Source organism: Paenibacillus ginsengarvi, from assembly GCF_003626695.1.
Lineage (GTDB): Bacteria > Bacillota > Bacilli > Paenibacillales > NBRC-103111 > Paenibacillus_AB > Paenibacillus_AB ginsengarvi.
Genome location: NZ_RBAH01000060.1, coordinates 1 through 6836, shown reverse-complemented (window position 1 = coordinate 6836; position 6836 = coordinate 1). Strand labels below are relative to the sequence as shown.

Genomic DNA, 6836 nt, shown 5'->3' with positions numbered 1-6836 from the left:
GGGATGAACTGTATAGCTCTCGGGATCCAAGTCCCACGGGCAGAAACGTTCGATCCCCGGCTACCGATATCTTACGACCATACAAAAATGAGGTCGACCAGAAAGATCTGGTGACCTCATAATACGAACCGGGCAGGATAGTGAAATGAGTTAAAGTGAAAGTATGATAATCTGTATTTAGACATTAAATCATTAGGAGTTAAATCATGGGAAGAGTTAGTGCTGTAATCCAAGATCCATATTTTCAGCAGCCCTCTTGGTTATCAAATATTGAATACAGGGAAACCATTTATCTTTCCAGATTTTCTACGTCGGAAGATGCCATCCTGTTTTTTACGTTGGTATGCGGGTATAATCACGTAGATGTGGATAGAGAGCCTGCTGAGGTATTAAATGAACTCATAACCATTGATGAGGTTGCAATAAGCGGTGGAATAGCCTTCGAGGATAAAAATAGTGTAATACTTCCGGGTTGTTGTTGTGGGCTTGAGAAATGGAGAGACGTGCTTGAAGCGGTCATATGCAAAAAGGATGTATGGCTTGGTCATGATCCATTTCCCACTTTGGAATACGTAAATGATTTGGTCAGAGTTTGGTCTGACGATTATTCTGGCACAATGAGAAAAGATTTGTCGGAGCAAGAATTACAGAAAATGTTTTATATAGAATACAACCGAAATGACTTAATTAATAAGCTACAAGCCATTGAGACAGATTTGTTGGATATTTATAAGCATTCATTGGAAAAGGTATTATGCATGACTGATGATAACCTTAATGAAATGTTATTTTTGAAATATTGTAAGTGGTTCAATCTGAAGATAAATTAAGGCCTCAAGTGATTAAGCAAACGGAGACGATAGTTCAGCGATCGAGGGAGCAGTATGCCACCGCGGCAGCTGCTTCTTTTGTCATTAAGCTAAAGGGCAGATTACTTCCAATGTGTGGTAGTATGGGGGTACTTATAGCAAGAGGTGCCTTTATGATTAATCTTTATCTCGATGACTTAAGAAACTGCCCAGAAGGTTTTATTGTGGCTAGGACTTTTGAAGGAGCGGTGCAAGTTTTTCAAGAAAATCCGATAAATTTGCTGTCGCTTGATCATGATTTAGGCGAGGATGAGCACGGAAACGAATTGCCCAATGGGTACGATTTCGTTAAGTTTTTGTGAAAATGGTTTGAGGGCCAATAAAATACCTACACACAGATAATCCAGTGGGCCGAAAGAATATGTACGAAACACTACTTGCCGCGCAACGCAGAGGTTTTATTGATGCCGATATTGAAATATTTCATTATTCGATTACACCAAACAAGTATTCAGGAGACTGATAAATGCGTTACGTTAACGAAGAACGATAGTAGGGGGAGAGCTTTTATGAATAAGTTAAAGTATGCAGATTTTTTAACAGAGTTGCAAAAAGGTTCTCAATACGGAGTATTTATTGATGAAACGGGGATTCCTAATAAAGAGAATAAAAAAACATGGGTTGCTGTTATAATTAATCCAACAATTATGAGAGAGATATTTGTATCAATAGATAGTGTCATCAAAGGAGCAAGTGAATTTACAGAGCTTGAACTTAAGGAATTACACTTTGTAGATATTTATAACGGGAAAAAGGGTTATCGGGATATTCCCTTTGGAAAAAGGCTAGGTATATTTAAAGTCCTAGTCGATTTGTTTAAGCATTATAATTTACCCATTTTAGTTCAGTCAATGTCTCCAGAATTTTTACAACAATTTGAAGATTTATATAGTCAAGGTATTACCAGCTTTGGTCCTTTTGATTTAACTAACTATAACGATATGGGCTTGTTTTATCTTTTACATAAAGTAAAACACTACATTCTCGAACATAGGAGTAACAACCACGAATTAGCCAGAGTTTTCATTGATGAGAACTATAAGAAAAATGGTGTTGGAATACTAACCCCATTATTCAAAGATGTGTTCTTAGACAGTGGAGTTTTTTTTGGGGACTCCGCTGACATAACTCCGATACAGCTAGCTGATTTTGCAGCTTTTTCATTAAATAGAACACAATTATTTATTAAGAGTAGTGAGCCTAAGATACGAGATGTAAGTCTGCTCGAAATACTATCTCCATTAGCGGAACAATACATTGATATTGATAAAATCAAAGCAACAATTATAAGGTCCAATAGTACACAAAATGAATAACTTTACATTGAAGTAACGGGTACGATAGTGGAATTAGAGGGGAGCAGATCGCCGCGGCAACTGTTCCCTTTTTTCATTGGAGTAACAGGGCAGAATTGCTCAATAATTGTTTTAAAAATTTTTGATGTGAATTTTACGCAACAAAACCCTAAATTTTTCCGTTTGTTTCTTGGGGGGGCTTAAGGATGAGATTATTAATAGTAGTTCTCGTTTTGCTGGGCTTAGTTGCATGTAATCAACCTTCTCAATCCGAAGAACAACTTGCTGTAAATCGTTCAATTCTCGAGGACCAAGTAGATAAACCGACCGTTCCGGCTCCTGAGAAAGTCACTTTTACAGCAAAAATATCTGTCCCTAATCAAATAAAACCGAATGAAGAGTTTGTTTCTGAGGCAACTCTAGAGAACTTAACTGATAATGATTTAACCATTCTACATGCGGCACGTGTTTTTTATTTCAAAATTAAAGACAAATATGGTAAGGGTGTCAACACATTCGCTATGGAAGACGTAGGAATATATCGTCCTCTTCAAGGGCAAGGGAAGATAACCGAGCAGTATATATATAAACTTAAAACACCTGGTTTTTATGAAGTGTCAGCAATCGCCAGATTCTCAGTTGGTGAAGGGGATAATAAAAAAGATTTTGAAGTTGAATCAAATATTGCAAGTTTTGAGGTTATACCATTACGGAGACTATAGTGGAAATAAAGTTCTTCTCAGAACAAGTACTAGGTGGTGAACGATTTTGCGAAAGAAGATCCTTACAATTCTAAGGTTCTCCGAGTGGACCTTGCTAATTTTGTTTACAGGCTTTGGGGTTCTGATCTCCCTGCCCTTCTCAGACACGTTCAACTTTGAAAAGGATATCCGACAGGCCAAACGCGAAGGTGTTTATTTCGATGCTGATACACATTTCCAGACCTATTTTAATATTTCTGTACGTTTAGATGGTGTTGTCTATGACCAAAAAGAAATACTTGTATATATGACTGGAAAACAATTGGGGCCATACGCAAAACTGCCGAATAAAATTCTAGTTACGACCGATACCGGTGCCACTTTTGAATCCATGGGTGGCGGAAGTACAACGAATGCGTTTCGATCGAGGGGATATTTTCATTTAAAAGTGGTACCTCCCGGAATTAAATCGATTACCGTTCATAACGAAGCCTTTAGTGAGTCGTTCTCCTTTAACATCGCACTTCAGGGAGGTGACCCATCATGACAAACGCAATGCCATCTAAAAAGCGCATCGTTATAGGTCATATGCTGCGGTGGTGTGTAATTGTCATCGCAGTCCTCTATCTGCTTAGAGTACTGTACGGAGCTAATCCATGGAGCCTAGAAAGCGTCACCCGTCAGGCTTTATCGAGTATGGAGCTTCCAGAAGTTTCGGTCACATCGGTCGTAGACTCCGGGCAAGGTATTCGTCTGGTATTACTGGTGGATCGACAGCATGCCATGATTCATCACTTCTTCATCTCTCGTCCGTTCGGTATCTTATGGCAAAACCGAGGCGGCGGCTATGGCATGCCCATTGATCCCGAAGTCCGTATAGATTTCAGAGGGGGGATGTCGACTTTTGGGCATTACCGGCATTATTACTATATCGGCCAGGTCCACGATCCAAAAATCACAACCATAAAGGTCACTTGGCAGGATGGTTACGTACAGAACGCCGCCTTGACTGAAGGAGTGTACCTAGTCACTCGCTCAATTCGCATCTCCGACGATGATCAATCACAGACAATGACACCGCGAATGCTGGCTTATGACCAAGAAGGCGTACAGTTGTATAATTTGACTCCTGAACAAAGGGAAGCCAGAAGTCAAAGATAGTAGAAAATTAGTAATATAATGAGGTTTCTATACCGCTGGCAATTAACCTAAACGGAGACAAGAGCTTAGTAGTACAACATGACGAGGCTGCCGACGAATCAATCGGTGGCCTCGCTCCGCTATACCAGCTAATAGGCTGTCAATATTTAATTATTAATGAACGAAACGAAGGATGATATACTGGTAAAAGGGTACAACAAATAACCGTCCCACAGTATATGGGAAGGTTTTCCTCAATGTCTAAGGCTTGCTAATTCAGACTAAGCGGAAAGGTTCTTTCTTAGTTAAGATAGCATAAATCCAGTGGATCAGTTTATTGGCACAAGCGATTACAGCTACTTTAAACAGTTTGCCTTCAGCACGCTTCTTATCGTAAAAAGCCCTTAATTTCTTATTACGTGAGCTTCGCAGACCACAACGAACAGCTAGGTATAAGGCTGTTCTGAGCTTTCTAGAACCTCGTTTAGTAATTGGATTTCGAGTAGCAGTAAACTTTCCGGAAGAAAATACACTAGGATCAATACCTGCAAAGGCGATCAGTTTTTTTGCATGATTGAATCGATCGATTTCCCCGATTTCGGCTAAAATTGTTGCTGCAAGTTTAGTACCGATGCCAGGGATCGATTGAATTAAATCATACTCCAATAGTCCTCGAGCTAACTCCTCTATGGACTGATCTAGCTTCGCTAGATGCTCTTGGTATTGAAGAAGTAAATGAATAAGTAGGTCCAGAGAGATTAAATGACTTGGGAAAGCTGTCTCCTTGAAGGGATTACGCTCCGCTGCAGCCATTAGCTTTTGTGCCCTTTCCAGCGTCCAGTCGTTGGGATTAACAAATCCCGCAAGAGTCTGAATGTGCGTCATGATGTCGTTCTCGGACCTCGCAAGCACCGACTGAGACGTTGGATATAAAGCCAGGAAACGAAGGGAAACCTTTGAATAAAGGTCACCAAACACGCCATGATACTCGGGGAAGACCTGATCTAACACCGCTTGGAATTGTAACTTTGCTTGAACGTACATATCCGTTAAAGACTCGTGTTGTCTTGTCAGGTAACGCAAATTCATCAGAAATTGGCCTCGTTTTTTGTAAGGCTCCAGCTCTTCTTTGTAGAATATTTCCCCCAACTGGTATGCATCGGCGGCATCCGTTTTAACCTTACGTAGATTAGCCTTTTTCGCTTGGTGTGAAAGTAACGGATTAATGACGACATGCAGAAACTGATGCTCGTCCAGGAATTGAACAACTGGACTGTGATAATGACCCGTTGCTTCTAATATGACGGCCGAACGCTTCCCCGTAAAGGATTCCAAATCTTGAGCATAACGAAGAAAAGACGCGAGTCCCTCAAGATCATGTTTAAAACGAAAAGTCTTTCCGTAGGGCGTTCCTCGATCTGCAAAAGCTTGTGCATGACTTTCCCCTTTGGATACATCCAAACCAATGACAGGGTTCATATAATCACTCCCAATATAATTTCACCGGTAACCCCTAACCTTCTTGTTGTCCACACTATCGCATGTGATTCGGGATCCTCGTCCCAACCAGCCTAATCATGGTTTAACAAGTAGGGGGGATGAACTGTATAGCTCTCGGGATCCAACTCCCACGGGCAGAAACGTTCGATCCCCGGCTACCGCTATCTTACGACCACACTAAAATGAGGTCCACCAGAAGAATCTGGTGACCTCATAATACGAACGGGCAGGATAGTTTAAACAATACGACGAAATACTCCCCACATAGGTAGTTCCACAAATAGAATCTGAAAGAAAGAGATGCTTGCAATCCGAATCCATATCATCGGCGGCTCAGGAAGCGGTAAATCCTATATCGCGGCGTTATTGAGCGATAAGCTCCGGATCCCGCATTACGATCTAGACGTTATTTTCTGGGATCATCAATCCAACGAATATGGCGTAAGGCACCGGAGGATGAGCGTAACCGCCGGCTCAGAGAGCATATACCCAAGAGACTTAGAAGATGTATCTCGTCAAGTTCCTCATTCTGCTCCTACGAATACAGATGGCTATAAACCTGTCTATATTGATATGTGGACAAAATTATCAAAATCTTGGGACATTGATGAGATTAAGACTAGCGTGAGAATAATTGCAAAAGATTTTTTAGGATTGAATATAGGAAATGTTGAACTCATTGATACTCCAACGTATGAGGAAACAAGATTATCGTACGAACATGATTATAAGCCTTTCGTAAACGAAAATTGATTCAACTAACGAAGATGATAGCTTCATGATCAGGCTGCCAGTATTATCGGTAGCCTATTGAGCTATTGGGCAGTAAACTTCGATAAAATTAAGTTAGAGGGGGAACAAGGAAAAATGACATTATTGAAGCCTATAAAAAGAAGTTCGCTAAGAATATATTTGGGAAAGAAATATTATCGGTTTAAACGTTATTTGGATTGGTACTTCGGTAGGAAAAACATGCAAACAATAAAGAAGATTTGCTTTTGCCGCATGTAATTTTTAATCATAAGACCCCATTACTTCGCCATAGAAGAGAAAGTAAAAAGCCTAAAATGGGCTTTTTTTGCTTTCTGGACATATGTACAAAATACAATAGAATATTAAATTACAAGTTTCGTTGACCAGCCTTTGATTCTACTGTGTTTTCATATATTGTTACACACTATAAGTGGACATCCGTTTCATAGAATGAACTGCACCCCGTCAAGTAGACAGTATAAATAATAAAAGCTCTTTAAACGGCCTTTGTCCGGAATTCCATGGGACTGAGACCGTTTAATTTTGCTTGTAATCGCTCGTAATTGTAAAAATGGATG

Annotated in this window: 9 protein-coding genes; 7 read left to right on the top strand and 2 right to left on the bottom strand. The window is 40.2% G+C overall.

Annotated elements, in window-relative coordinates; translation table 11 throughout:
* Positions 1-206 precede the first annotated feature (206 nt).
* The 6 genes from D7M11_RS35965 to D7M11_RS35940 all read left to right on the top strand — a co-directional run bounded on the left by D7M11_RS35965 (position 207) and on the right by D7M11_RS35940 (position 4026).
* Positions 207-830, top strand: coding sequence for a hypothetical protein (locus tag D7M11_RS35965; protein WP_120752084.1), 624 nt, complete (start codon positions 207-209; stop codon positions 828-830).
* 8 nt (positions 831-838) lie between these two features.
* Entirely contained in the window at positions 839-1171 is a 333-nt protein-coding gene (locus tag D7M11_RS37695) for a cyclic-phosphate processing receiver domain-containing protein (RefSeq protein ID WP_240041454.1), read from the top strand.
* A 207-nt stretch (positions 1172-1378) separates the two neighbouring features.
* The gene (locus D7M11_RS35955) at positions 1379-2185 is read left to right on the top strand and encodes a DUF3800 domain-containing protein (RefSeq protein WP_120752083.1); all 807 of its coding nucleotides are present in this window, start codon (positions 1379-1381) and stop codon (positions 2183-2185) included.
* A 185-nt stretch (positions 2186-2370) separates the two neighbouring features.
* Positions 2371-2886: a hypothetical protein gene (locus D7M11_RS35950; protein WP_120752082.1), complete on the top strand. Its 516-nt coding sequence runs from the start codon at positions 2371-2373 to the stop codon at positions 2884-2886.
* Between the two features lie 46 nt (positions 2887-2932).
* Positions 2933-3412 carry a hypothetical protein gene (locus D7M11_RS35945; RefSeq protein ID WP_120752081.1) on the top strand — a complete coding sequence of 160 codons (480 nt, stop codon included), beginning with the start codon at positions 2933-2935 and terminating at the stop codon, positions 3410-3412.
* Complete coding sequence (locus D7M11_RS35940; protein ID WP_120752080.1) at positions 3409-4026, top strand: hypothetical protein; 618 nt, start codon at positions 3409-3411, stop codon at positions 4024-4026. The genes D7M11_RS35945 and D7M11_RS35940 overlap by 4 nt, the downstream gene beginning before the upstream one ends.
* Before the next feature lie 255 nt (positions 4027-4281).
* On the opposite strand, the gene D7M11_RS35935 is transcribed toward D7M11_RS35940, so the two are convergent.
* Positions 4282-5484, bottom strand: coding sequence for an IS110 family RNA-guided transposase (locus D7M11_RS35935; protein WP_120752079.1), 1203 nt, complete (start codon positions 5482-5484; stop codon positions 4282-4284).
* 321 nt (positions 5485-5805) lie between these two features.
* On the opposite strand from D7M11_RS35935, the gene D7M11_RS35930 reads away from it, so the two are divergent.
* Positions 5806-6258, top strand: a complete 453-nt coding sequence (locus D7M11_RS35930) for a hypothetical protein (protein ID WP_120752078.1) — start codon at positions 5806-5808, stop codon at positions 6256-6258.
* A 496-nt stretch (positions 6259-6754) separates the two neighbouring features.
* On the opposite strand, the gene D7M11_RS38245 is transcribed toward D7M11_RS35930, so the two are convergent.
* Positions 6755-6835, bottom strand: a complete 81-nt coding sequence (locus tag D7M11_RS38245) for an IS3 family transposase (protein ID WP_420817643.1) — start codon at positions 6833-6835, stop codon at positions 6755-6757.
* Between the last annotated feature and the right edge of the window lies 1 nt (position 6836).

What these genes read in the sequence shown, in the direction of transcription:
- D7M11_RS35965 (WP_120752084.1), top strand. Translation starts at nt 207, where the DNA reads ATGGGAAGAGTTAGTGCTGTAATCCAAGATCCATATTTTCAGCAGCCC.
- D7M11_RS35930 (WP_120752078.1), top strand. Translation starts at nt 5,806, where the DNA reads ATGCTTGCAATCCGAATCCATATCATCGGCGGCTCAGGAAGCGGTAAA.
- D7M11_RS35955 (WP_120752083.1), top strand. Translation starts at nt 1,379, where the DNA reads ATGAATAAGTTAAAGTATGCAGATTTTTTAACAGAGTTGCAAAAAGGT.
- D7M11_RS35950 (WP_120752082.1), top strand. Translation starts at nt 2,371, where the DNA reads ATGAGATTATTAATAGTAGTTCTCGTTTTGCTGGGCTTAGTTGCATGT.
- D7M11_RS35935 (WP_120752079.1), bottom strand. Translation starts at nt 5,484, where the DNA reads ATGAACCCTGTCATTGGTTTGGATGTATCCAAAGGGGAAAGTCATGCA.
- D7M11_RS35940 (WP_120752080.1), top strand. Translation starts at nt 3,409, where the DNA reads ATGACAAACGCAATGCCATCTAAAAAGCGCATCGTTATAGGTCATATG.